Annotated in this window: 23 protein-coding genes and 1 tRNA gene; 19 read left to right on the top strand and 5 right to left on the bottom strand. The window is 66.5% G+C overall.

Annotated elements, in window-relative coordinates; all coding sequences use genetic code 11:
- Window positions 1-29: 29 nt before the first annotated feature.
- Window positions 30-1,034 (bottom strand): heat-inducible transcriptional repressor HrcA, encoded by a 1,005-nt coding sequence (gene hrcA, locus HCU76_RS19295; protein ID WP_213955089.1) that lies wholly within the window; start codon window positions 1,032-1,034, stop codon window positions 30-32.
- Window positions 1,035-1,062: 28 nt separating this feature from the next.
- Here hrcA and HCU76_RS19290 point away from each other — a divergent pair, with 28 nt between their 5' ends.
- Genes HCU76_RS19290 through rapZ form a run of 3 tightly spaced genes read left to right on the top strand, consistent with a single transcriptional unit; the run spans window position 1,063 to window position 4,524 of the window.
- Window positions 1,063-1,959 (top strand): NAD kinase, encoded by an 897-nt coding sequence (locus tag HCU76_RS19290; RefSeq protein ID WP_218510350.1) that lies wholly within the window; start codon window positions 1,063-1,065, stop codon window positions 1,957-1,959.
- Window positions 1,960-1,987: 28 nt separating this feature from the next.
- Entirely contained in the window at window positions 1,988-3,652 is a 1,665-nt protein-coding gene (gene recN / locus HCU76_RS19285) for a DNA repair protein RecN (protein WP_218510349.1), read from the top strand.
- Window positions 3,649-4,524 carry an RNase adapter RapZ gene (gene rapZ, locus HCU76_RS19280; RefSeq protein WP_218510348.1) on the top strand — a complete coding sequence of 292 codons (876 nt, stop codon included), beginning with the start codon at window positions 3,649-3,651 and terminating at the stop codon, window positions 4,522-4,524. Before recN ends, rapZ begins: the two co-directional genes overlap by 4 nt.
- Before the next feature lie 28 nt (window positions 4,525-4,552).
- On the opposite strand, the gene mutY is transcribed toward rapZ, so the two are convergent.
- The 3 genes from mutY to mutM form a co-directional block, all read right to left on the bottom strand.
- Window positions 4,553-5,644: an A/G-specific adenine glycosylase gene (mutY, locus tag HCU76_RS19275; protein ID WP_371319857.1), complete on the bottom strand. Its 1,092-nt coding sequence runs from the start codon at window positions 5,642-5,644 to the stop codon at window positions 4,553-4,555.
- Window positions 5,634-7,598, bottom strand: a complete 1,965-nt coding sequence (locus HCU76_RS19270) for a dynamin family protein (protein WP_213955093.1) — start codon at window positions 7,596-7,598, stop codon at window positions 5,634-5,636. The genes mutY and HCU76_RS19270 overlap by 11 nt, the downstream gene beginning before the upstream one ends.
- 86 nt (window positions 7,599-7,684) lie before the next feature.
- Entirely contained in the window at window positions 7,685-8,503 is an 819-nt protein-coding gene (gene mutM, locus HCU76_RS19265) for a bifunctional DNA-formamidopyrimidine glycosylase/DNA-(apurinic or apyrimidinic site) lyase (RefSeq protein ID WP_213955094.1), read from the bottom strand.
- An 83-nt stretch (window positions 8,504-8,586) separates the two neighbouring features.
- Between mutM and HCU76_RS19260 the strand changes: the two genes are divergently transcribed.
- From HCU76_RS19260 to HCU76_RS19225, 8 genes are all read left to right on the top strand, one after another.
- Complete coding sequence (locus tag HCU76_RS19260; protein ID WP_213955095.1) at window positions 8,587-10,431, top strand: tetratricopeptide repeat protein; 1,845 nt, start codon at window positions 8,587-8,589, stop codon at window positions 10,429-10,431.
- Complete coding sequence (locus HCU76_RS19255) at window positions 10,428-10,916, top strand: lipoprotein insertase outer membrane protein LolB (RefSeq protein ID WP_345944667.1); 489 nt, start codon at window positions 10,428-10,430, stop codon at window positions 10,914-10,916. The genes HCU76_RS19260 and HCU76_RS19255 overlap by 4 nt, the downstream gene beginning before the upstream one ends.
- Entirely contained in the window at window positions 10,913-11,782 is an 870-nt protein-coding gene (gene ispE / locus HCU76_RS19250; RefSeq protein WP_218510347.1) for a 4-(cytidine 5'-diphospho)-2-C-methyl-D-erythritol kinase, read from the top strand. The genes HCU76_RS19255 and ispE overlap by 4 nt, the downstream gene beginning before the upstream one ends.
- Window positions 11,783-11,825: 43 nt before the next feature.
- Window positions 11,826-11,902: transfer RNA gene (locus HCU76_RS19245), tRNA-Gln, on the top strand.
- 96 nt (window positions 11,903-11,998) lie between these two features.
- Window positions 11,999-12,973, top strand: a complete 975-nt coding sequence (locus HCU76_RS19240) for a ribose-phosphate pyrophosphokinase (protein ID WP_218510346.1) — start codon at window positions 11,999-12,001, stop codon at window positions 12,971-12,973.
- Window positions 12,974-13,053: 80 nt separating this feature from the next.
- Window positions 13,054-13,740, top strand: a complete 687-nt coding sequence (locus HCU76_RS19235; RefSeq protein WP_218510345.1) for a 50S ribosomal protein L25/general stress protein Ctc — start codon at window positions 13,054-13,056, stop codon at window positions 13,738-13,740.
- A 78-nt stretch (window positions 13,741-13,818) separates the two neighbouring features.
- The gene (gene pth, locus HCU76_RS19230; RefSeq protein WP_213955099.1) at window positions 13,819-14,469 is read left to right on the top strand and encodes an aminoacyl-tRNA hydrolase; all 651 of its coding nucleotides are present in this window, start codon (window positions 13,819-13,821) and stop codon (window positions 14,467-14,469) included.
- 40 nt (window positions 14,470-14,509) lie between these two features.
- Window positions 14,510-14,938 carry a hypothetical protein gene (locus HCU76_RS19225; protein WP_256354288.1) on the top strand — a complete coding sequence of 143 codons (429 nt, stop codon included), beginning with the start codon at window positions 14,510-14,512 and terminating at the stop codon, window positions 14,936-14,938.
- On the opposite strand, the gene HCU76_RS19220 is transcribed toward HCU76_RS19225, so the two are convergent.
- The gene (locus HCU76_RS19220; RefSeq protein WP_218510344.1) at window positions 14,910-15,194 is read right to left on the bottom strand and encodes a YfhL family 4Fe-4S dicluster ferredoxin; all 285 of its coding nucleotides are present in this window, start codon (window positions 15,192-15,194) and stop codon (window positions 14,910-14,912) included. The two genes, HCU76_RS19225 and HCU76_RS19220, sit on opposite strands and share 29 nt — an antisense overlap.
- Before the next feature lie 74 nt (window positions 15,195-15,268).
- Here HCU76_RS19220 and HCU76_RS19215 point away from each other — a divergent pair, with 74 nt between their 5' ends.
- The 8 genes from HCU76_RS19215 (at window position 15,269) to HCU76_RS19180 (ending at window position 23,147) form a co-directional block, all read left to right on the top strand.
- Entirely contained in the window at window positions 15,269-16,219 is a 951-nt protein-coding gene (locus HCU76_RS19215) for an ABC transporter permease (RefSeq protein ID WP_213955102.1), read from the top strand.
- 82 nt (window positions 16,220-16,301) lie between these two features.
- On the top strand, window positions 16,302-17,177 hold the full coding sequence (locus HCU76_RS19210; protein WP_213955103.1) for an ABC transporter permease: 876 nt from the start codon (window positions 16,302-16,304) through the stop codon (window positions 17,175-17,177).
- A gap of 159 nt (window positions 17,178-17,336) precedes the next feature.
- Window positions 17,337-18,326, top strand: a complete 990-nt coding sequence (locus tag HCU76_RS19205) for an ABC transporter ATP-binding protein (RefSeq protein WP_218510343.1) — start codon at window positions 17,337-17,339, stop codon at window positions 18,324-18,326.
- Entirely contained in the window at window positions 18,323-19,132 is an 810-nt protein-coding gene (locus HCU76_RS19200; RefSeq protein ID WP_218510342.1) for an ATP-binding cassette domain-containing protein, read from the top strand. Before HCU76_RS19205 ends, HCU76_RS19200 begins: the two co-directional genes overlap by 4 nt.
- A gap of 51 nt (window positions 19,133-19,183) precedes the next feature.
- Window positions 19,184-20,674, top strand: coding sequence for an ABC transporter substrate-binding protein (locus HCU76_RS19195; protein WP_213955106.1), 1,491 nt, complete (start codon window positions 19,184-19,186; stop codon window positions 20,672-20,674).
- A 124-nt stretch (window positions 20,675-20,798) separates the two neighbouring features.
- Complete coding sequence (locus tag HCU76_RS19190; RefSeq protein ID WP_218510341.1) at window positions 20,799-22,205, top strand: amidase; 1,407 nt, start codon at window positions 20,799-20,801, stop codon at window positions 22,203-22,205.
- Window positions 22,198-22,635 carry a GNAT family N-acetyltransferase gene (locus tag HCU76_RS19185; RefSeq protein WP_371319856.1) on the top strand — a complete coding sequence of 146 codons (438 nt, stop codon included), beginning with the start codon at window positions 22,198-22,200 and terminating at the stop codon, window positions 22,633-22,635. The genes HCU76_RS19190 and HCU76_RS19185 overlap by 8 nt, the downstream gene beginning before the upstream one ends.
- Window positions 22,636-22,799: 164 nt before the next feature.
- Complete coding sequence (locus HCU76_RS19180; protein WP_218510340.1) at window positions 22,800-23,147, top strand: hypothetical protein; 348 nt, start codon at window positions 22,800-22,802, stop codon at window positions 23,145-23,147.
- Window positions 23,148-23,151: the final 4 nt, after the last annotated feature.

Below are 23,151 nucleotides of genomic sequence, written 5' to 3'. Positions count from 1 at the left end.
TTCTAGTCGGCGCCCCGTGGCCTTCCGGATTACTTGCGTCCGCTTAACGCGTTGCTCACCAGTCGCGACGTGATGTCGACGATCTGGATCATGCGTTCATAGGGCATGCGCGTCGGCCCGATCACGCCGAGCGTGCCGACGACCTGCCCATCGACTTCATAGTTGGCGCTGACCACGGAGAGCTCCTCGACGGGCACGAGTTGGCTCTCGCCGCCGATGAAAATGCGCACGCCTTCGGCCCTGCTCGACGAATCCAGCAGCCGCATGAGTTGCGCCTTCTGCTCGAACAGGTCGAACGCGCGGCGCAACTGGCCCATGTCGCTGGAGAAGTCGCTGACCGACAGCAGGTTGCGCTCGCCCGACACCACGACTTCATCCTGCGCCTCGGTCAGCACCTCGCTGCTCACGACCACGGCTGCCTGCATCAGCGATGCGATCTCGCCGCGCAGCTTTTCCACTTCCGATTGAAGCCGATCGCGGACCTGCTCGATCGACAAGCCGGCAAAGTGGGTGTTGATGTAGTTGGACGCCTCGATCAGTTGCGATGGGGTGTAGTCCGTCTCCGGAAAGATCACGCGGTTCTGCACGTCGCCATCGGGCGACACGATGATCACCAGCAGGCGACGGTCCGACAGCCGCATGAACTCCAGGTGCCGGAACACCGACGGCCGCCGTGGCGCCATCACGACGCCCACGAAATGCGAAAGGTTCGACAGCAGCTGCGCCGCATTGGCGATCACCTTCTGCGGCTGGTCCGGCGAAAGCGGCGGTGTCGTGAAAGGTTCACGCCGGCTGGTCAACATGGTGTCGACGAAGAGCCGATAGCCGCGTGCCGTGGGAATGCGTCCGGCGGATGTATGCGGACTGGCGATCAGGCCCAACTCTTCGAGGTCGGACATCACGTTGCGAATGGTCGCTGGCGAAAGCTCCAGCCCCGGCGTTCGCGACAAGGTGCGAGAGCCCACGGGTTGGCCGTCCGCGATATAGCGTTCAACCAGAGTCTTCAGCAGTAGCCTGGCGCGGTCGTCCAACATCTGGCAATTTTAATGTTGTAATTTGGTCATGACCCCTCGCTTCCGGCACGTCGCCCTTATTGGCAAATACCAGGCGTCCGGCGTCCGCGCGCAGGCCGATGCACCCGACAGCGTGACCTGCGAGATTGCCACCTTTCTGGAGAGCCAAGGCTGCGAAGTAGTGGTCGAGCAGTCGACCGACGAATCGGCCGGTTCTGGCCGCTATCGTGCCCTCACGCTGGACCAGATCGGCGAGCAATGCGACCTGGGCCTCGTGGTGGGCGGCGACGGCACCATGCTGGGCGTCGGACGCCAACTGGCCCGCCATGGCTTGCCGCTGATCGGCATCAACCGCGGCCGGCTCGGCTTCATCACCGACATTCCGCTCGACAACTACCAGGCCACGCTGATCCCGATGCTGGCCGGCGAATTCGAGGAAGACCATCGCAGCATGATGCATGCGCAGGTGTTCCGCGACGGGCAGGTCGTCTTCACCGCCTACGCGATGAACGACGTGGTGGTGAATCGCGGCGCGACCTCCGGCATGGTTGAACTGAGCGTGTCGGTGGGCCGGCACTTCGTGGCCAACCAGCGCGCGGACGGCCTGATCATCGCGACGGCCACCGGCTCGACGGCCTATGCGCTCTCCGCCGGCGGGCCGCTTCTCCATCCGGCGATACCGGGCTGGGTGCTCGTCCCGATCGCGCCCCACACCTTGTCGAACCGGCCCATCCTGCTGCCCGACGCGGACGAGGTCACCATCGAGCTCGTGGCCGGCCGCGACGCGAGCGCCAATTTCGACATGCAGTCGCTCGCCTCGCTGCAGCATGGCGACCGCATCGTGGTGCGCCGCTCCGACTACCGCGTGCGCTTCCTTCACCCCAAGGGCTGGAGCTACTTCGATACGCTGCGCAAGAAACTGCATTGGAACGAAGGCGGATCATGAGCCTCCTCGCTTCCCCGGGAGACCTGACTTGGCATTAAGACGCATCGCCCTGCGCGATTTCGTGATCGTGCGTGAACTCGAACTCGACCTGTCGAGCGGGTTCACGGTGTTGACCGGAGAAACCGGCGCAGGCAAATCCATCCTCATCGACGCATTGCAACTGGCGCTGGGCAACCGGGCCGATGCCGGGTCGGTGCGCGAGGGCGCGGAGCGGCTGGACGTGTCGGCGGAGTTCGATGCCGATGCTGCGCTGGCCGGCTGGCTCGACGAGGGCGGCTTCGAATCCGGCGATTCGCTGTTGCTGCGCCGCACCGTCGACCTCCAGGGCCGCAGCCGTGGCTGGATCAACGGCAGCCCCGCCACGGCGACTCAGTTGCGCGAGCTTGGCGACCACCTGCTCGATATCCACGGCCAGCATGCATGGCAGAGCCTGACGCGGCCCGACGCGGTGCGCGGCCTGCTCGATGCCTATGCCGGCGTGCGCACCGAGGCGCTGGATGCGGGCTGGCACGCATGGCGGCAGTCGCTGTTGGCGCTAGAAACGGCGCGGTCCGCACAGGATTCGCTGCAACGCGACCGCGAGCGGCTGCAATGGCAGATCGGCGAAGTCATGAAGCTCGCCCCCGGCGCGGACGAGTGGAACGAACTGTCGGCCAACCATGCGCGCGCGTCGAATGCGCAGACGCTCATCGAGGCGGCCGAAGGCGCACGCGAGGCGCTGGAAGGCGACGATGGCGGCGCACTCAGCGCCCTCACCCGCGCCGCGACGCTGCTGCAGGGCTGCGAGCACATCGAGCCCGAGTTCAAGGCGCTCGGCGAAGTGCTCGCATCGAGCGTGGCGCAGGCCGCCGACGCCGTGCACACGCTGCATGGCTATCTGCGGCACGCGGACACCGATCCGCAGACCCTGGCCGAACTCGACGAGCGCATGGGCCTCTGGATGTCGCTCGCGAGGCGCTACAAGCGCGGCCCGGCCGACCTGCCCGGTCTGCTCGCGGGCTGGCAGGATGAGCTCAAGGCCCTCGACGCGGCCAGCGACCTCGAAGCACTGGAGCGCGTGGAGCAAGCAGCACAGCAGGCCTTCATGAAGGAAGCCGGCGCGGTCGGCAAGGTGCGCAAGCAGGCGGCGCCCAAGCTCGCGAAGGCGGTCACGCTCGCCATGCAAGGCCTCGGCATGCAGGGCGGCAGCTTCGAGGTGAAGCTGCAGGCGCTGGCGCAACCCGGTCGTGCGGGCCTCGAAGACATCAGCTTCCTCGTCAGCGGCCATCCCGGCAGCACGCCACGGCCGATCGGCAAGGTCGCATCGGGCGGCGAGCTGTCCCGCATCGCGCTCGCGATCGCTGTGACCACGAGCGAACTCGGCGCCGCGCAGACCTTGATCTTCGACGAAGTGGACGCGGGTGTCGGCGGTGCGGTCGCTGAAACGGTGGGCCGCCTGATGAAGCAACTGGGCCGGGATCGCCAGGTGCTTGCAGTGACCCACCTGCCGCAGGTTGCCGCGTGCGCCGATCATCACCTGGTCGTGGCCAAGCGCCAGATCGCCGGTCGCACCGAAAGCGGCGTCACGCCACTCGAAGGCGCGGCGCGGGAGAAGGAAGTGGCCCGCATGCTGGGCGGCGAGAAACTGTCGCAGACCTCGCTCGCGCATGCGCGCGAGATGCTGGGCAAGACATCGGCGGAAGCGCGCACATGAGCCTCGAACTGGTGCTCATCACCGGCATGTCGGGCTCCGGCAAGTCGGTCGCGCTGCATGCGCTGGAAGACGCGGGCTACTACTGCGTCGACAACCTGCCGCCCGAACTGTTGATGCCCTTCATCGCGTTGCAGCACGAGCAGCAGAGCGAGCGGGTGGCAATCGCGATGGATGTGCGAAGCGGCGTCTCGCTGCCCTTGGTGCCGCAGCAGCTTGAAACGCTGCGCCGCGATGGGGTGTCACTGCGCTCGCTGTTCCTCGACTCCACCACCGACGCACTCGTGCGCCGCTACTCGGAGACGCGCCGGCGCCATCCACTCTCGCGCCAGGAAAGCCGCAATGACGTGCCGGAGACCCAGCGCGTGCTGATCCAGGCCATCGAACTCGAGCGAGAACTGCTGGCCGAGTTGCGAGACGGCGCCGATGTGATCGACACCAGCATCATCCGCCCCGCGCAACTGCAGAGCTACGTGAAGCTGCTGATCTCGGCGCCGCAAAGCGCGTTGACGCTGGTGTTCGAATCCTTCGCCTTCAAACGCGGCGTGCCGCTCGACGCCGACTACGTGTTCGACGTGCGCATGCTGCCGAACCCGCACTACGTCCCCGCGCTGCGGCCCTTGACCGGCCGGGACGAGCCGGTCATCGACTGGCTTCGCCAGCACGACGACGTGGCGCGCATGTATGACGACATCGAACAGTTCCTCAGCCGCTGGCTCGATGCGCTCGCGCGCGACCATCGCAGCTACGTGACGGTGGCGATCGGCTGCACCGGCGGACAGCATCGCTCGGTGTTCCTGGTGGAGCAACTGGCCCGCGGCTTTGGCGCGCGCTGGGCCGCGCTCAAGCGACATCGGGAGCTGGACGGGACTTGAGTCCCCGGACGCGGTTCCCGATCCGCGTTCAGTGCTCGCCCGAGCCCAGCAGTTTGCGTACCGGCGCAGGCAGGCCCAGGCCTTCCCAGTCGGGCGGAGCGAACCATTGCCCGCCGCCCGGCATCGCGGCCCTTGCGTCGCCTTCGACCCGCACGGGATGCAGGTGCAAGTCCTTGTGAGTCAGCACGTGCACGAACGAGGCGCCGTCGCGCGCAGTGGCCCGCAGGCCCACAGGCAACGCCTCCAGCAAAGCCGCATGGCTGTCGAAGACCGGCAGGCAGTACAGGCCCGCCCACACTCCCCGCGCCGGCCGTTTCTCGAGCCAGCTTCGTCCCGTTTCGTCGTTCGCCTGCAGCAGCCAGAGCGACTGCGAAGTGCGCTTGACTTTTCGCGTCTTGACCGGATAAGCCTCGGGTGTGCCTTGCCGGCGTGCGACGCATAGCTCGTTCACCGGACACAGGAGACAGTTGGGTTTGCGCGACAAGCAGACCGTCGCGCCCAGGTCCATCAGCCCTTGCGTGTAGCTCTCGATCGCTCCGCGCTCGCTTGCTGGCGGCAGGAGTTCGGTCGCCTCGTTCCACAACGCACGCTCACTGGCGCCCACGGAAAGATCGGCGTCGAAACCCAGCACCCGCGTCAGCACGCGCTTGACGTTTCCGTCCAGGATCGCAACGCGCTCGCCAAAGCAGAAAGCAGCGATGGCCGCCGCCGTCGAACGGCCGATGCCGGGCAGCGATTCCAGGTCCTCCGATTGCCGTGGGAACGTGCCGCCAAAGCGCGTCATGACCTCCTGTGCGCAGCGATGCATGTTGCGCGCGCGGCTGTAGTAGCCCAGGCCGCTCCAGAGCCCGAAGACCTCGTCTTCTCCCGCCGCGGCCAATTCGCCAACGGTCGGAAAGCGCGCAAGGAAGCGGTCGAAGTAGCCGAGCACCGTCGACACCTGCGTCTGCTGCAGCATCACCTCCGACAGCCACACACGGTATGGGTCGCGTGTGTTCTGCCAAGGCAGTTTGCTGCGCCCGTGGGCGCGCTGCCAGCGCACCACGCTGGCGGCAAACACGGGGGCGATCAGACTGGATTGCGACGCGGCCGCCGTGGCCGCGCCGGGCTCACGCGGCACGAAGCTCGTTGTTTTGCGCTGCGGAGGTGCTGGGTGGCTCGTTGCTGGTCAGCAGGGACGTCAACTCACGCAGCCGACGGTGCAATTCCACCAGCCCCGCCTCTTGCGCGCTCAACTCCACAAGGCGTTCTTCGAGATTCCCAGCGGCTTGCTGGATGCGGTCGACGGCCTCGATGCGCTTGCCGAAATTGCGACGGCGCTCCTTCAACTGGGCATCGAGCTGGGCCCCCGCGCCCTTGCTCCAGCGCTCGACTTCGCTCATGGCCGCTTCGTTCACCACGCGCAGCCGACTGGACAGCGCACGCACCAGCTTGTCGCAGAACTCGGGTTGCGCCAGCTTGAGGATGTTGCCGACGCCGAGGTACTGCGTGTGGCTCTGTTCGATCTGGCTCATCTGCTCCTCGAACTCCTTGAGGTTCGGCTCGGCAGGCGCCAGCAGCGTGAAGCCGTGCTCCGCATTGAGCTGGCGGAAGGTGGCATGCAGCATCTGCTGGATCTCGGCGCTGGTGGCCTGCACTTCCCGCAGGTTGTTGCGCAGCGCGTCGAAGGTTTCGGCGTAGATCTTGCGCACGTTGAACTTGATGCCGGGCTTCTTGAGCGCTGCGGCCAGCTTGCCCATGTCGGACTTGAGCGCCGTGCTGCCGAGCACCGCATACACCTCGCGCAGCAGCTTGCCCTGGACCGAGCGCAGCGCCAGGATGCGCGCGTTGCTGCCTTCGAATTCGCTTTGTTCCTGCTCGATGCGGGTGCGCATGTGCCGGATGACGGACACGTTCTTGCCGCGCAGTCCTTGCAACTCCAGCGCCTGTTCGGACAGGTCGCGCTGGCGCACGTTGAGGATGCGGGCGGCTTCGGTGCGCAGCGCGGCAATACCGTTGTCCACCGCACCGCGCAACATCATTTCGCGCTTGCCGAGAAGGCCCTCGCCCAGCACCGATTCGAGTGCCGGTAGCCGGCTGGCCTGGAGCAACGGTCCATCTCGGCGGATCTTGGCCTGCAAGCCCTTCTGCGCGGAAACCGGCAGCACCTGGCGCAACGGGACGCCCAGCAACTCGGCCGCGCCCTTGCGCTGGCGGTCGATCTGGGCATCGATCTGGGCCGGCGTGCTCAGGATGTCCCACATGGTGTCGATCTTGTTGAGCACGACGATGCGCGCCTCGCCCGGGTCGCCTTCGGTGATCAGGTGCTCGCGCCAGATCGAGAGGTCGGATCGCGTCACGCCGGTATCGGCGCCCAGGATGAAGACGACGGCATGCGCCTGCGGGATCAGGCTCACCGTCAATTCGGGCTCGGCGCCGATGGCGTTGAGGCCAGGCGTATCGAGGATGACCAGGCCCTGCTCCAGCAGCGGATGCGGCATGTTCAACACCGCATGCCGCCAGCGCGGGATTTCGACGCGGCCCTCTGCATCGGGTACCGGGTTGTCCTCGGTGTTGTCGTCGCTCCAGAAGCCCAGCGCGCGCGCTTCGTCAAGCGACACCCAGTTGACCTCGGCCACCTTGTGCATCGTTTCCGCGAGCTGATCGGCGTCGTTGACGTCGATGGGCAACTCTGTCCAGCGCGAGGTCTCGTCGCGCCAATGGGTCAGCGAATGCGGCTCCAGCCGCGTCTCGATGGGCAGCAGGCGCAAGCTCGGGGGCACGCCCGTGTCATAGCCGAGCTCGGTCGGGCACATGGTCGTACGGCCCGCGCTGGCCGGCATGATGCGGCGGCCGTAGCCCGCGAAGAAGATCGCGTTGATCAGCTCCGACTTGCCACGCGAGAACTCGGCCACGAAAGCCACCATGACCTTGCTGGTGCGCATCTGGGACTCCAGGTCGCGCAGGCGCTCGGCCACGGATTGGTCGAGCAGCTCGTTTTCATTGAGCCAACCGGACAACCACTTGAGCCGGTGCGCGAAATTGCGTCGCCAGGTTCCGTGCTGGTCGAATTGCTGATTGAAAGAGCGGCTCAAGATTAATATGTAAGTGTTGGTTTACAAATACTATCACCGGCATCCTGCCAGATCGGCGCGCGTTGCGCGCGTCCGTTGGGCATTTGCTAGCACTTTTGACAACTTGGACAGAAAAACGTCGAGCGTTGGCCTTGCTTGATCTGCCGAATCGTCGCCGAACAAACCCTGCACGGTTCGCCGGCCCGCCCATAAACCGTGGCCTCCAACTGGAAATAGCCGCTCTGTCCGTCCGTGTTGGTGAAGTCGCGCAGCGTGCTGCCTCCCCGCTCCACGGCACGCGCCAGCACGTCCCGCACCGCCGCATGCAGGCGCAGCGCACGCGGGCGACTGATGCGCGAGGCGGAGAGCGTCGGCCGGATGCCGGCCAGGAACAGGGCTTCGGATGCATAGATGTTGCCCACGCCCACCACGAGTTCGCCCGCCAGCAGCACCTGCTTGATCGGCGCCTGGCGCTTCTTCAGTCCTGCAAGAAATGCGCCGAAGTCGAAGCCGTCGCCCAACGGCTCCACGCCGAGTCTGCCCAGCAACTTGATCGCCAACGGCGCGGCCTCGTCGTGCGCGTAGACCACCGCACCGAAACGACGCGGATCATTGAGACGCAGCGAACCCTTGTCGGTGACCATGTCGAAATGGTCATGCGGGCCGGGCGGCGGCAACGGCGCATCACTGAACCGCAGGCTTCCCGACATGCCCAGGTGGAGCAGCAGCAATCCTTCGTCCAAGTCGATCAGGAGGTATTTGCCACGCCTGCGCACCGCCCGCACCCTGCGGCCCACCAGCGCCGACGGCTCGACAGCCAGCGACCAGCGCAGCGGCTTGCCCATGCGCACGGCTTCGATGCGAGCGCCCGCGATGCGATCGGCAAAGCCAAGGCGTGTGACTTCTACTTCAGGGAGTTCGGGCATGGTCGACAATTCACGTCAGATTCCGCTGGAACCTCAAGCCCCTTGCGGCGGTCACACAAAAGCCTTGGATTATTATGGTTGCAATGACCCCTCCGCCCCGCCGACTCCGCCTTGCGGCGGCCGCTTCCGCCGTCTTGCTCGCCCTTGCGGCGCACGCCCAGCAGACCGATTCCCCACCTGATTCGCCACGGAATCCTGCCGCGCCGATGAGCCCTGCGCCCATCGTCGAGCCGCCGGGCGCGCCCCCTGCGGCGATCCAACCTCCGCAGGATGAAGACGCGCCGGACGCACGGCCGTCAGCGCTTACCGGTGAACTGTTCTTCGACGTGCTCGTCGGCGAGTTGAGCGCCCGCACAGGCTCGCCGGCTGACGGATCGGCGCTCATGCTCGAAGCGGCGCGCCGCACACGCGATCCGAGGTTGTACCAACGCGCCGTCGAACTGGCCTTGCAAACACGCTCCGGCGACGCCGCTTTGGTAGCAGTCCGCGCCTGGAAACAGGCCCAGCCGGAATCGCGCGACGCGCGCCGACTCGAACTGCAGATACTCATCGCAATGAACCGACTGTCCGCCACGGTCGAGCCGCTGCGCGCCGAACTCGCCGCCACCCCGGAGGTCGAGCATCCTTTCCTGTTGACCTTGATCACGCGGACCTACGCGCGCGCCACCGACAAGAAGGTCGCGGCGCAGGTGGTGGAGAGCGCACTGGTCGACGAAGTCAAGAAGCCAACGACCGCCGGCCTGGCCTGGGCCACGATCGGCCGCATGCGCCTGCTGGCCGGGGACGCTCCCGGCGCGATGGACGCTGCGTTGAAAGGCCAGGCGGCCGATCCCAAATCCGATGGCCCGGCGATGCTGGCGCTCGATCTCATCGACCCCGGGCAGCCCCTGGCCGAGCCCATCGTCACGCGCTACCTCGCAACGCCGGATGCGCAGCCCGAGATCCGCATGGCCTATGCGCGCGTGCTGGTCGAGGGCCGCCGCTTCGACGAGGCGAGCGCGCAGCTCACCAAGCTGACGACCGAGCGCCCCGAACTCCCCGAGCCCTGGGTCCTGCTCGGCTCGCTGCAAGCCCAGGCCCGGCAAGACACCGCAGCGGAAGCGTCGCTCAAGCGCTACGTCGACCTCGCCAATGGCCAGGCCGACGCCGAGGACCGCAAGCGCGGCCTGACGCAGGCCTACCTGTTGCTGGCGCAATTGTCCGAGCGCCGCAAGAACTACGCAGCTGCCGAAAGCTGGCTCGCCAGGATCGACAGCAGCGAAGACTTGGTCGGCGCGCAGGCGCGCCGGGCGTCCTTGCTGGCACGCCAGGGCAAGATGCAACAGGCCCGCGAACTGGTGCGCTCGCTACCCGAGACCTCGCCCGACGACAAGAAGCAGAAGTTCCTGGCCGAGGTCCAACTATTGCGCGATGCCAAGCAATACCAGCAGGCCTACGACATGCTCGCCAAGGCCAGCGCAGCCGCGCCGGATGACGGCGACCTGATCTATGACCAGGCCATGCTCGCTGAAAAGCTGAATCGCATGGACGACATGGAACGGCTCCTGCGCCGCCTGATCGAACTCAAGCCCGACAACCAGAATGCCTACAACGCGCTCGGCTATTCCTTCGCCGATCGCAAGGTGCGCCTGCCGGAGGCCCGTGAGTTGATAAGGAAAGCTGTCCAACTGGCGCCGGACGACCCATTCATCGCCGACAGCCTCGGCTGGGTGGAATACCGGATGGGCAACATGGATGAAGCCTCGCGCATCCTCGAGGCCGCGTACAAGAAGCGCCCGGATGCCGAAATCGGCGCCCACCTGGGTGAAGTGCTGTGGGCCATCGGCAATCGCGATCGCGCCGTGGCGATCTGGCGGGAATCCTCCCTGGCCGATGCCGACAACGAGACCTTGCAGGAAACCCTCAAGCGCCTGCGCGTCAAGTTGTGAGACGCCGCGCGGTATTGCTGGCAGGCGCAGCGGCCGCGCTCTTGATGGCGGGGTGCACCACGCCGCAGGTCCGGAACGCCGGACCCAGCGGCGCCTGGAACGGCCGGCTGGCGCTGCGTGTCGAGGGGGACGAGAAGCAGAGTTTCTCGGCCTTGTTCGACCTGCGGGGTTCGCCGAGCGCCGGCGAACTCGCGTTGACCACGCCCATCGGCAACACCTTGGCGGTATTGCAGTGGTCGCCAGGCGAAGCCCTGCTGAAAAACGGCAACCAGACGCGGCGCTATGACTCCGTGGATGCCTTGATCGAAGCCGCCACCGGCGCGGCGATCCCGGTTGACGCGCTGTTCGGCTGGCTGGCCGGCCGGGACGAACCGGTTTCAGGCTGGAAGGCCGACCTGTCTCAATATGGCAATGGCCGCCTTCAGGCGATGCGCTTTTCACCACAGCCCGCCGCCGACCTGCGCATCGTGTTCGAGCGCCAATGAAGGCCCTGTACGACCTCCCGGCGCCGGCCAAGCTCAATCTTTTCCTGCACATCACCGGGCAGCGGGACGACGGCTACCACCTGCTGCAATCGGTCTTCATGCTGATCGACTGGTGCGACACGCTCCATATCGAGCGGCGCGACGATGGCCGACTGTCGCGCGAAGACCTCACGACGCCGCTGCCGGCGGACGACCTGGTCCTGCGCGCGGCCCGCGCGCTGCAGGCCTTTGCGACGCCAGGCCAGGGCGCGCACATCGCCATTGCCAAGCAGGTGCCGGCGCAGGCCGGAATGGGCGGAGGCTCCTCGGACGCAGCCACCTGCCTGCTGGCGTTGAATCGCCTGTGGGGGCTGAACCTGCCACTCGCCCGGCTCGAACAGATCGGTCTTGCACTGGGCGCGGATGTGCCCTTCTTCTTGCGCGGACGCAACGCCTGGGTCGAAGGCATCGGCGAGAAAATCACGCCGATCGAACTGGCGCCGGGGCGCTTCTGCGTGGTCAAGCCATCTGACGGAATCGATACGCGTCGTATTTTTACAGCGCCGGACCTTGAGCGCCAAACTCCGAGTGCTATAATCGCAGGCTTCTCTGCAAAGCATGGGTCAAATGAGATCGACAAGTTCGAATTTGGCCACAACGACTTGCAGCCGGTTGCCCAGAGGCTTTGCCCCGCGGTCACCCAGGCCATCGAATGGCTCGGGTCGCAGGGTTTGAAAGGCAGGATGACCGGCTCCGGGAGTGCCGTGTTCGCAGCGATGCCGCAGGAAGCGGATCTGGCAGTAGCCCCCGAGGGCTGGTCGGTACGACAATGCGGCAACATGGCTGTTCATCCCCTGGCCGGGTGGGCAACCAGCGACATTTCATAGGTAGGCGGCCCGTCTCCACAAGAGACGAGCCTTCGACCCGTGTAGGGGAGTCGCCAAGCTGGTTAAGGCACTGGATTTTGATTCCAGCATGCGAAGGTTCGAATCCTTCTTCCCCTGCCAAACAACAACTCCCTGCAGCCGGCGGGCTGCGGGGATTTCAAGACTACACGTAGCCCTCCCCGGAGGGCTTTTTTGCCGAATTGCCGGAACGTACTCATGCAGGCTCACCATCCTGATTTCATGGTTTTCACCGGCAACGCCAATCCTGGCCTTGCAGCAGAAATCGCCCACAACCTCGGCACGACGGTCGGCGCCGCCCGCGTCGGTCGCTTCTCCGATGGCGAGGTCACGGTAGAGATCAACCAGAACGTCCGGGCACGCGATGTGTTCGTGGTGCAGTCGACCTGCGCACCGACCAACGAGAACCTGATGGAATTGCTGATCATGGTCGACGCGCTCAAGCGCGCCTCGGCCGAGCGGATCAGCGCCGTCATCCCCTACTTCGGCTATGCCCGACAGGACCGCCGCCCGCGCTCGAGCCGGGTGCCGATCTCGGCCAAGGTGGTCGCCAACCTGCTGGAAACCGTTGGCGTGGCCCGCGTGTTGACCATGGACCTGCACGCAGACCAGATCCAGGGCTTCTTCGACATCCCGGTCGACAACATCTATGCGTCGCCGGTGCTGCTGGGCGACCTGCGGCTGAAGAACTACGAAGACCTGATCGTGGTGTCGCCCGACGTCGGCGGCGTGGTTCGCGCCCGCGCGCTGGCCAAGCAACTGAATTGCGACCTGGCCATCATCGACAAGCGCCGTCCGCGCGCCAACGTGAGCGAGGTCATGCACGTGATCGGCGAGATCGACGGCCGCAACTGCGTGATCATGGACGACATGATCGACACGGCCGGTACGCTGGTGAAGGCGGCCGAAGTGCTCAAGGAGCGCGGCGCCAAGAAGGTTTACGCGTATTGCACGCACCCGATTTTCTCGGGCCCCGCCATCGAGCGGATCACGCAGGGCACTGCGCTGGACGAAGTGGTCGTGACCAACACGATTCCCCTGTCCGACGGCGCATTGACCAGCGGAAAAATTCGCCAACTGTCCGTGGCACCGCTGATCGCCGAGACGATCCAGCGCATTGCCAAGGGCGAGTCGGTCATGAGTTTGTTCTCGGATCAGGACAACCTGTTCTGAGCAAAAGGCGGGCTCCCTTCGGGTGAGCCCATTCGAAACGGGGTCGCACTGGTCGCGGTGGACCCTTACAGGAGTTAGATATGAAATTCGTCGCTTTTGAGCGCGCCAAGCAGGGCACGGGTGCGAGCCGCCGTCTCCGCATCTCGGGCAAGACGCCCGGTATCGTCTACGGTGGTGGCACCGAGCCCCAGCTGATCGAGGTCGACCACAACGCACTGTGGCACGCCCTGAAGAAGGAAGCGTTCCACGCCTCGATCCTCGAGATGGAACTGGCCGGCAACGTCAGCAAGGTCCTGCTGCGCGACGTGCAATACCACCCGTTCCGCCAGCTGGTCCAGCACATCGACTTCCAGCGCGTCGATGCCAAGACCCGCATGACCATGAAGGTGCCGCTCCACTTCAAGGGTGAAGAAGAGTCCGACGCCGTCAAGCTCGAGCACAACCTGGTCAACCACGTGACGACCGAACTCGAAGTGAACTGCCTGCCCGCAGAACTGCCCGAATTCATCGAGGTCGACCTGTCCGGGCTGAAGAACAACGGCACGGTCACGCTGAAGGACATCAAGCTGCCGCGCGGCGTGAAGTGGGTCAGCCACGGCAAGGTGAACGCAGTGCTGGCTTCGGCCTCCGCTCCGGTCGCCGAGGAAGAAGAAGTCAAGGCCGAAGGCGCCGAGGCCGCTGCAGCCGCACCGGCTGGCAAGGGTGGCAAGCCCGCCGCCAAGACCCCGGCTGCGAAGACGCCGGCTGCCAAGACTGCCAAGAAGTAATTCACTTCCTGCTGTCTGCAGATCGACGGCCCGCCCAGTGCGGGCCGTTTCCGTTTTGGCGACCGGATAATCGAAATCATGATCAAGTTGTTCGTCGGCCTGGGCAATCCGGGCCCGGAATACGAGGCCACGCGGCACAACGCGGGCTTCTGGTGGGTGGATGCGCTGGCGCGGGACTGGAAGCTGTCGCTGGTCCCGGAGCGCAGCTACCACGGGCTGGTGGCTCGGGCCAACGTCAACGGACAGAGTGTCTGGCTGCTGGAGCCGCAGACCTTCATGAACCTGTCAGGCAAGTCCGTCGGTGCGCTGGCGCGTTTCTTCAAGATCCAGCCGGACGAGATCCTCGTGGTGCACGACGAGCTTGACGTGACACCCGGACAGGCCAAGCTCAAGTTCGGCGGCAGCCATGCGGGTCACAACGGACTGCGCGACATCCACGCGCAACTGGGCACGGGTGACTATTGGCGGCTGCGGCTGGGCATCGGGCATCCGGGCGTCAAGAGCGAGGTCATCCACTGGGTGCTGAAAAAGCCGCTGAAGGAGCAGCGCGAGGCGATAGAGGACGCCATCGCGCGCACGCTGCACGCGGTGCCCGCGCTCGTGGCGGGCGAGATGGAGAAGGCCACGATGCAGATCCACACCAGCAAGCCGCCTCGGCCCAAGCCGCCGCGGCGCGAGCCCGAAGAGGGTGGGGGAAACGCTGGCGGTGCATCGCCGGCCCCGGGTTAGCATCGGCCCCACAAGACAACGGACAGGGAGACACGACAAGATGGCACAGCCACTACTTCGATCCATCGCGATCGTTTCGCTCGCGCTCTGCACGCATCTCGCGGGCATCGCCGCCACGTCGCCGCACGGCGTCTGGCGTTGCGGCTCGACCTACACCGACCAGCCGTGCAAGGAAGGCAAGTCGTTGAATGTGGACGACAGCCGCAGCGAGGCCGACCGGCGCGCCGCCGACAACGCCACGCGCCGCAACCAGGTCGAAGCCGACCAGATGGAGCGCACCCGCCTTCGCCGCGACAAGGACGCGATCGACCGTGACCGCAAGGCGGCTGCGGAGGCCCGTCGATTTGCGTTGGCAGAACGGCGTGCCGCTTCGGCCGAACGCGTGCACCAGGCACGCATCCGCAAGCTCGAGCGCGAGCCGCGGAAATCGACGATGAAGTTCAAGGGGCCGGAGACCCGGACGCTGTAGCGGCCGCCTTCGCAGCGGCGAGTCGCTGGAACTTCTCGAACAAGGTCTCTCGCGTCTCGACATGCGCGGGATTCACCGGGATGCAGGCCACGGGGCAGACCTGCACGCATTGCGGCTCGTCGAAATGGCCCACGCATTCGGTGCACTTGTGCGGATTGATCTCGTAGATCTCGACGCCCATGTAGATGGCGTCGTTCGGGCACTCGGGTTCGCACACGTCGCAGTTGATGCATTCGTCGGTGATCATCAGGGCCATGTTGCGATTATCCGTCGCGGGTCAAAGCCCCTGGAACGATCATTGCATCCTCGGGTTATGCTGCGCCCCGCCCCATGAGCCTGTTTCTTTTCAAGCGCATCCTGACCCTGATCGCGACATTGATCGGGGCTTCGATCATCGTCTTCGGAGTTCTGGAAATCCTGCCGGGCAACGCCGCCCAGTTGCTCATGGGCGCCGACGCCGCCCCGGAAGCCGTGGCCGCGCTGGCGCACAAGCTGGGCATCGACCAACCCGCATGGCTGCGCTACTGGCACTGGATCGCCGGCATGCTGCGCGGCGACCTGGGCGACAGCTATGCCTACAGCACGCCGGTCGTCGAGCTGATCCTGGAGCGGCTCGCCCTCACCGTGCCGCTCGCGTTGATGGCGATGGCTTTCACCACCGTCCTGGCCCTGCTGGTGGGCGTGACGGCGGCCGCGCGGCACAACAAGCTGGGCGACGTGGGGCTCATGGGGCTCACTCAGGTGGGCATTGCCATTCCGAATTTCTGGTTCGCGATCCTGCTGATCCTGGTGTTCGCGAAGACGCTGCAATGGTTCTCGGCGGGTGGCTTCGACGGGTGGGATGACGGCATCCTGACCGGCCTCAAGGCGCTGCTCCTGCCCGCGCTCTCGCTGGGCGTGGTGCAGGCCGCGATCCTCGCGCGCATCACGCGCTCGGCCGTGCTCGAGGTGATGCGCGAGGACTTCGTGCGCACGGCGCGAGCCAAGGGCATCTCGCAGCGCGCTGTGCTGTGGCGGCACGTGCTGCGCAACGCGATGATTCCGGTCGTGACGGTGATGGGCCTCCAGTTCTCGGAGTTGCTCGCGGGCACCATCGTGATCGAGAGCGTGTTCTACCTGCCCGGCCTGGGTCGCCTGATATTCCAGGCCATCAGCAACCGCGACTTGATCGTGGTGCGCAACTGCGTGATGCTGCTCGCGGCCATGGTGGTGATCGTGAACTTCGTGGTCGACGTGTTGTATGCGGTGATCGACCCGCGCATCAAGGCTTCGGACATATGAGCGCGGTGCAGGGCCGCCCCACGCAAGTTCGCGCTCCCTCAGGGGGCAGCGAGGACACGACGTGCCGAGCGTGGGGGCTCCGATGAACACGGTCGTCGTACCGAGCGCGGCGGCACTCACCGTGCCGGGCTTCTGGCGCCGCGCATTCCACCATCGCAGCTTTGCCATCGGCGCGGTGCTGAGCCTGCTGCTGCTGCTCGCCGCGGGCATCTCGTTCGTGTGGACGCCGTGGTCACCCTACGAGATGGACATCGCGAGCAAGCTGCAGCCGCCCTCCGCTGCGCACTGGCTGGGCACCGATGCCTACGGGCGCGACGTGGCCTCGCTGCTGCTGGTGGGCGCGCGCGCGTCGATCCTGGTGGGCGTGATCGCGGTCGGCATCGGCCTGGTCGTCGGGACGGCGCTCGGCCTGCTCGCTGCGGCCCGGCGCGGCTGGCTGGAGGAAGCCATCATGCGGCTGACCGACTTCTCCCTGGCCTTCCCGGCGATCCTGTCGGCCATCATGCTGACCGCCGTGTTCGGCGCCGGCATCGTGAACGCGATCATCGCGATCGGGATCTACAACATCCCGACCTTCGCGCGCATCACGCGGGCCTCGGCCAATGCGATCTGGTCGCGCGAGTACGTCGCCGCGGCGCGCGCCTGCGGCAAGGGCACTTTCGCGATCACCATGCAGCACGTGCTGCCCAACATCTCGGCGGTGCTGATCGTGCAGATCACCATCCGCTTTGCCATCGCGATCCTGGCCGAAGCCGCCCTCTCCTACCTCGGCCTGGGCACGCAGCCGCCGCAACCTTCGTGGGGCCGCATGCTGACCGAGGCGCAGACGCTGATGTACCAGGCGCCCTTGCTCGCAGTCTGGCCCGGCATGGCGATCGTGCTGGCGGTGCTGGGCCTGAACCTGCTGGGCGACGGCCTGCGCGACCTGCTCGACCCGCGATTGGCGAGGGCACGCTGATGAATGCGGACTTGACCGTACGCGAAGGGCGCGAAGAAGCGCAAAGGACGCGAAAGATGCAAAAGGCGAACCTCATCCTTTCTGTCTTCCTTCTGCGACTTCTGCGAAACCTTTGCGACTTCTGCGTTCGGCCGTCCGCTCCCGTTTCCGCCCCCTGACATGCCCCTGCTAGAAGTCGACAACCTCCACATCGGCCTGCAGACACAGCGCGGCCCGGCCGAGGCCGTGCGCGGCATCGGCTTCACGCTGGAGCGCGGCGAGACGATGGGCATCGTGGGCGAGTCGGGTTGCGGCAAGTCGATCACGGTGCAGTCCTTGATGGGCCTGCTGCCGTCGAGCGCCAAGGTCACGGGCAGCATCCGCTTCGAAGGGCAGGAACTGGTGGGCCTGGGCGAGCGCGCGATGTGCGGCATCCGGGGCGACCGCATCGGCATGATCTTCCAGGAGCCGATGACGGCGCTGAACCCGGTGCACACGATCGTGCGCCAGGTCGGCGAACCGCTGCGCCTGCATCGCGGGCTGTCGGCCGCCGATGCGCGCAAGGAGGTGCTGGCGTTGCTGGACCGCGTGGGCATTCCCGATGCGGCGTCGCGGCTCGATGCCTATCCGCACCAGTTCTCGGGCGGGCAGCGGCAACGCATCGGCATCGCGATGGCGTTGGCCTGCGGGCCCGACCTGCTGATCGCCGACGAGCCGACCACTGCCCTGGACGTGACCATCCAGAAGCAGATCCTCGACCTCATCAAGGGCCTGGTGGCGGAACGCGGCATGGCCATGATCCTGATCTCGCACGACCTCGGCGTGATCGCGCAAAGCGTGTCGAAGGTGCTCGTCATGTACGGCGGCAGCATCGTCGAAAGCGGCCCGACCGCGACCGTGTTCGCCGAGCGCGCGCATCCTTACACGCAGGGCCTGTTCGCGGCGCGACCGGCGTTGGGTGCACCACGCGGCGCGCGGCTGGCGACCATCCAGGGCAGCGTGCCCGAACTGGTCGATCTGCCGGCCGGGTGCCCCTTCGCGGGACGTTGCAGCTTCACGGTGGAGGCCTGCCACACAACGCGGCCGCCGGCGATGCAGATGCGGCACGACCATGAAGTTCGTTGCATCCGACTCGACGAGGTCATCGCTGCCACGGCGGTGCAGGCATGACGAAGACGCCGCTGCTGGAGGTCTCCGACCTGGTGCGCCACTACGAACTGCCGCGCGAAAAGCTGTTCGGCCCATCGCCTGTTGTCAAGGCGCTCAACGGCGTGAGCTTCAGCGTGCAGCCGGGACGCAGCATGGGCATCGTCGGGGAATCGGGCTCGGGCAAGTCGACCATCGCGCGGCTGGTGATGGCGCTGGACCGGCCCACGTCCGGCAGCGTCCGGCTGGAAGGGCGCGACCTGCATGCGCTGCCGCGCCAGGAATTGCGCGCGGCGCGGCGCGATGTGCAGATGGTGTTCCAGGACCCGTATGGCTCGCTCGACCCGCGCCAGACCGTGGCGCGCATCGTGGCCGAACCGCTCGAAGCCCTGGCCGAGACCAGCCGCGCGGAACAACGTCAACGCGCCAGCGAGTCGCTCGCCGCCGTCGGACTGCGCAGCAGCGACCTCGACAAGTACCCGCACGAATTTTCCGGAGGCCAGCGCCAGCGCATCGCCATCGCCCGCGCGCTGATCACGCGCCCCAAGCTCATCGTGGCCGACGAGCCAGTGAGCGCGCTCGACGTGTCGGTGCAGGCCCAGGTGCTGAACCTCATGCAGGACCTGCAGCAGCAGTTCGGCATCAGCTACCTGCTCATCAGCCACGACCTCGCGGTGGTCAACCACCTGTGCGACGAGGTCTGCGTGCTGCACCGCGGCCTTGTGGTGGAGCGCGGCGCGCCGCAGCAACTGTTCGCCCATGCCCAGCACCCGTACACGCAGGCCCTGCTCGCCGCGGTGCCGCGGGCCGAGCCGCCGGTCGTGAGTTGATGTAACGTATTCTTTCCTGCAATCTTTCTTCTTCTCCTGGAGTCGTCGACCATGCTGAACCGCCGCACCGTTCTCACGTCCACCGCCATGGCCGCGCTGGCCACCACAGTGCCGCAGATTGCACTGGCGCAGGGGCGGAAGGACGCCATCGTGATCGGCATCACGCTGGAACCGCCGGGCCTGGACCCGACGGCGAACGCGGCGTCGGCCATTGCCGAGGTGGTGCTCTACAACGTCTTCGAGACCCTGACCAAGGTGAATGCCGACGGCAAGGTCACGCCGTTGCTGGCCGAGAGCTGGGAGGTTTCGCCCGACCTCAAGACCTACACCTTCAAGCTGCGCCGTGGCGTCAAGTTCCAGAACGGCGAGCCCTTCAACGCACAGGCCGTGAAGTTTTCCTTCGACCGCGCGGGCGGGGAGAAGAGCACCAACAAGGACAAGCGCACCTTCGCGGCCCTGAGCACGCAGGTGGTCGATGAAAACACCGTGGTGCTGATCAACAAGGAGATCGACCCGGACCTGCCCTTCCTGCTGGGCCAGGCGACGGCCGTCATCGTCGAGCCCAAGAGCGTCGACACCAACGCGACCAAGCCCGTGGGCACCGGTCCCTACAAGCTCGACAGCTGGGCCAAGGGTTCCTCGCTCGTGATGAGCAAGTGGGACGGCTATCGCAACCCCGGCGAGGCCAAGCTGAAGAAGGTCACCTTCCGCTTCATCTCCGACACCGCCGCGCAGGCCGCGGCGCTGCTGGCGGGCGACGTGGATGTGTTCAAGCCCATCGGCACCCGCGCCGTGGCGCAGTTCAAGAGCAACCCGCAGTTCCAGGTGATCCAGGGCGGCTCGCGCGCCAAGACCATTCTGGCCATCAACAGCAAGAAGAAGCCGCTCGACGACGTGCGCGTGCGTCGCGCCATCCTGGCCGCGATCGACCGCAAGGCGGTGGTCGAGGGCGCTGCCGACGGCTTCGGCACGCCGATCGGCAGCCACTACGTGCCCGGTGCGGAAGGGTATGTCGACACGACCGGCATCAACCCCTTCGACATCGAGAAGGCCAAGAAGCTGCTGGCCGAGGCCGGTGTCAAGACGCCGCTCGAACTCACGATGACGCTGCCGCCGCCGGCCTATGCGCGCCAGGGTGGCGAGGTGATCGCGGCCCAGCTGGCCAAGATCGGCATCAACGTGAAGATCCAGAACGTCGAATGGGCCCAGTGGCTCAGCAACACCTATGGCGGCCCGCACGACTACGACCTCACCATCGTGTCGCATGTGGAGCCCTTCGACCTCGGCAACTATGCCAAGCCCGACTACTACTGGGGCTACGACTCGAAGGCCTTCACCACGCTCTACGACAAGATCAAGCAGACCGGCAATGCCGCCGACCGCGCCAGGCTGCTCGGCGACGCGCAGAAGCTGCTGGCCACCGATGCGGCCAACGGCTTCCTGTACCAGCCGCTGTTCCCGAGCGTGGCCAAGAAGGGCGTGAAGGGCCTGTGGAAGGAAAGCCCGATCTTCGTCAACGATGTGGCGGCCATGAGCTGGTGAATCGGCTCGCGCTCCAGGCTCCACGCCCTTCGGCTACTCCCGCGCCCCCTCGTCCGGGGCAACTTCTGCGGACCGGCAAGGCCGGTCTCGCAGTGCTCCACCCCATTGCCTCGATCGCTGCTGAATGAACAACGCATTGCATTCCGCTTCGGCGGTTGAACTGTTGAGTGCCTACCGCGAGGGCAAGCTGTCGCCCGTCGAGGTGACGCAGGACGTGCTGGCACACGTCGCGCGGTGGGAGCACCGGCTGCAGGCCACGTACCTGCTGCGCCCCGAGGCTGCGCTTGAGCAGGCACGCGCCTCGGAGGCACGCTGGCGCAGCGGCGCGCCGCTCGGTCCGCTCGACGGCGTGCCGGTCACCATCAAGGAAAACATCGCGACGCGTGGCGACCCGCTGCCCGCAGGCACCGCCGCCGTGGACCTGAAGCCGGCCGCGCTCGATGCGCCTCCGGCCGCTCGCCTGCGGGAGACCGGCGCGGTGATCTTCAGCAAGACCACCATGCCCGACTACGGCATGTTGTCCTCGGGCTTGTCGAGCTTCCATACGCTGGCGCGCAATCCGTGGGACCTGAGCCGCACGCCGGGCGGCTCCAGCGCGGGCGCGGGCGCTGCGGCCGCCGCCGGCTACGGACCGCTGCACGTCGGCACCGACATCGGCGGATCGTTGCGGCTGCCGGCCGGCTGGTGCGGCATCTTCACGCTCAAGCCCAGCCTGGGTCGCATCCCGATCGACCCGCCCTACATGGGCCGGGCGGCCGGACCGATGACGCGCACCGTGTCCGACAGCGCGCTGATGATGCAGGTGCTGTCCCGGCCGGACGCGCGCGACAGCATGAACCTGCCGCCGAACGACATCGATTGGGCGAGCCACGAAGTCGGCGCAGATCACCTGAAGGGCCTGCGCATCGGCTTGCTGCTCGATGCGGGCTGCGGGCTACCGGTCGATCCCGAAATCCACGCGGCAGTGGAGCATGCTGCCCGGCTGTTCGAAGCGGCCGGCGCCATCGTCGAGCCGATGCAGCCCTTCATGACGCAGGCGATGCTCGACGGCATGGACCACCTGTGGCGCATGCGCTCGCACGTCGACATGCAGTCGGTGCGGCCGGACCAGCGCGCGAAGGTGCTGCCCTACATTCGCGCCTGGGCCGGGAGCGCCGACGGCTTCAGCGGAGAGCATGTGTTCCGCGCCTTCAGCCAGTTCCACGCGACGCGGGTGGCCGCGGTCGCGGCCTGTTCGAAGTTCGACTACGTGATCTCGCCCGTGGCGCCGAACATGCCTGCCCCGGCCGAAGACCCCTCGCCGACGAACGACCCGTTGCGTCCGCTGGAACATATCGGCTTCACCGTGCCCTTCAACATGTCGGAGCAGCCGGCTGCCTCGATCAACTGCGGCTACAGCGCGGCCGGTCTGCCGATCGGCCTGCAGATTGCCGGGCAGCGCTTCGACGACCTGGGCGTGCTGCGCGTCGCGCGCGCTTTCGAGCAGATTCGCGAAGCGCAGCGCCCCTGGCCGGAGCCGCCCGGTGCCTGAACACGGGTCCGGGCTGCGCATCGCGCAGGCCACGGAGGAAGAGGTCCGCTCGGGCTACGTCGGGCGCCAGTTGCGCGAGTTCAACTACGGCTTCGTCGGCGAGTACCCCGAGACGCAGCCGGTTCGACTGAACGCCAAGGACGCCGATGGCAAGGTGGTTGGTGGCGTGCGGGCCTACGTGTTCCTGTACTGGCTGCACATCGACGTGCTGTGGGTGGAAGAAAGTGCGCGTGGCCAGGGCCTGGGCTTGCAGCTGCTCTCGCAGGCGGAAGCGCGGGCGATCGAACTGGATGCGCGCAATGCCAAGCTGGAGACCTTCGAATGGCAGGCGCGCGGCTTCTACCTGAAGCACGGGTACGAGGAGTTCGCGCGCATCGACAGGTACGCGGGAGACTTCTACCTGGCCTTCATGAAGAAGAGCCTGGGTTGACTGTCCGCGGCAGGCGCCGCGCGTCTGCCGTGGCGCGAGCCCGCCGTTGTGCTCCTCGATCGACGGCATCGGCCATCTCTCGACTTGTGCGCGATTCCGCAAGGAGGCCTTGTCGCCCCCGGCACGCCGGCGGAAGATCCAGCGGCTAAGATTCGCCCTCCACCATGCCCGCAGCCCACTCCCGCCTCACGCGCCCGCCGCGCCACCTCGCGTGGTTGCTCTGGCTCGTGCTGTTGCTGCCGGTGGCGCAGGTGGCGGCAACCTCGCACCTGCTGTCGCACGCGGGCGAGGCACTCGCTGCGGCGGCGGATCAGAAGGCCGCGACCCACGTGTTGCAGTGCGACCTCTGCGCCACGGCGGGCGCCATTGCCGGCGGCGCTCTGGCAGCCAGCCCGCCCTCCCTTGCGCTGCCCCCGGCAGCGCCCGTCGAAACGCCGCGGCCGGCCTTCGACAACCTGCGCGAGAACCTCCTCGCCCTGGCCTACCAAGGCCGCGCTCCTCCCGACGCCTGACCGC

The organism is Variovorax sp. dw_308 (assembly GCF_019207085.1).
In the GTDB taxonomy this organism is placed as follows: domain Bacteria; phylum Pseudomonadota; class Gammaproteobacteria; order Burkholderiales; family Burkholderiaceae_C; genus Variovorax.
This window is presented reverse-complemented; position numbering and strand designations above follow the sequence as displayed.

Excerpts from the sequence above, each read along its gene's own strand:
- HCU76_RS19240 (WP_218510346.1), top strand. The coding sequence starts at position 11,999 with ATGCAGGCTCACCATCCTGATTTCATGGTTTTCACCGGCAACGCCAAT.
- rapZ (WP_218510348.1), top strand. The coding sequence starts at position 3,649 with ATGAGCCTCGAACTGGTGCTCATCACCGGCATGTCGGGCTCCGGCAAG.
- HCU76_RS19290 (WP_218510350.1), top strand. The coding sequence starts at position 1,063 with ATGACCCCTCGCTTCCGGCACGTCGCCCTTATTGGCAAATACCAGGCG.
- hrcA (WP_213955089.1), bottom strand. The coding sequence starts at position 1,034 with ATGTTGGACGACCGCGCCAGGCTACTGCTGAAGACTCTGGTTGAACGC.
- ispE (WP_218510347.1), top strand. The coding sequence starts at position 10,913 with ATGAAGGCCCTGTACGACCTCCCGGCGCCGGCCAAGCTCAATCTTTTC.
- HCU76_RS19260 (WP_213955095.1), top strand. The coding sequence starts at position 8,587 with ATGACCCCTCCGCCCCGCCGACTCCGCCTTGCGGCGGCCGCTTCCGCC.
- HCU76_RS19225 (WP_256354288.1), top strand. The coding sequence starts at position 14,510 with ATGGCACAGCCACTACTTCGATCCATCGCGATCGTTTCGCTCGCGCTC.
- HCU76_RS19200 (WP_218510342.1), top strand. The coding sequence starts at position 18,323 with ATGACGAAGACGCCGCTGCTGGAGGTCTCCGACCTGGTGCGCCACTAC.
- HCU76_RS19180 (WP_218510340.1), top strand. The coding sequence starts at position 22,800 with ATGCCCGCAGCCCACTCCCGCCTCACGCGCCCGCCGCGCCACCTCGCG.
- HCU76_RS19195 (WP_213955106.1), top strand. The coding sequence starts at position 19,184 with ATGCTGAACCGCCGCACCGTTCTCACGTCCACCGCCATGGCCGCGCTG.
- mutM (WP_213955094.1), bottom strand. The coding sequence starts at position 8,503 with ATGCCCGAACTCCCTGAAGTAGAAGTCACACGCCTTGGCTTTGCCGAT.
- HCU76_RS19210 (WP_213955103.1), top strand. The coding sequence starts at position 16,302 with ATGAACACGGTCGTCGTACCGAGCGCGGCGGCACTCACCGTGCCGGGC.
- HCU76_RS19235 (WP_218510345.1), top strand. The coding sequence starts at position 13,054 with ATGAAATTCGTCGCTTTTGAGCGCGCCAAGCAGGGCACGGGTGCGAGC.
- HCU76_RS19205 (WP_218510343.1), top strand. The coding sequence starts at position 17,337 with ATGCCCCTGCTAGAAGTCGACAACCTCCACATCGGCCTGCAGACACAG.
- pth (WP_213955099.1), top strand. The coding sequence starts at position 13,819 with ATGATCAAGTTGTTCGTCGGCCTGGGCAATCCGGGCCCGGAATACGAG.
- HCU76_RS19215 (WP_213955102.1), top strand. The coding sequence starts at position 15,269 with ATGAGCCTGTTTCTTTTCAAGCGCATCCTGACCCTGATCGCGACATTG.
- HCU76_RS19220 (WP_218510344.1), bottom strand. The coding sequence starts at position 15,194 with ATGGCCCTGATGATCACCGACGAATGCATCAACTGCGACGTGTGCGAA.
- HCU76_RS19190 (WP_218510341.1), top strand. The coding sequence starts at position 20,799 with ATGAACAACGCATTGCATTCCGCTTCGGCGGTTGAACTGTTGAGTGCC.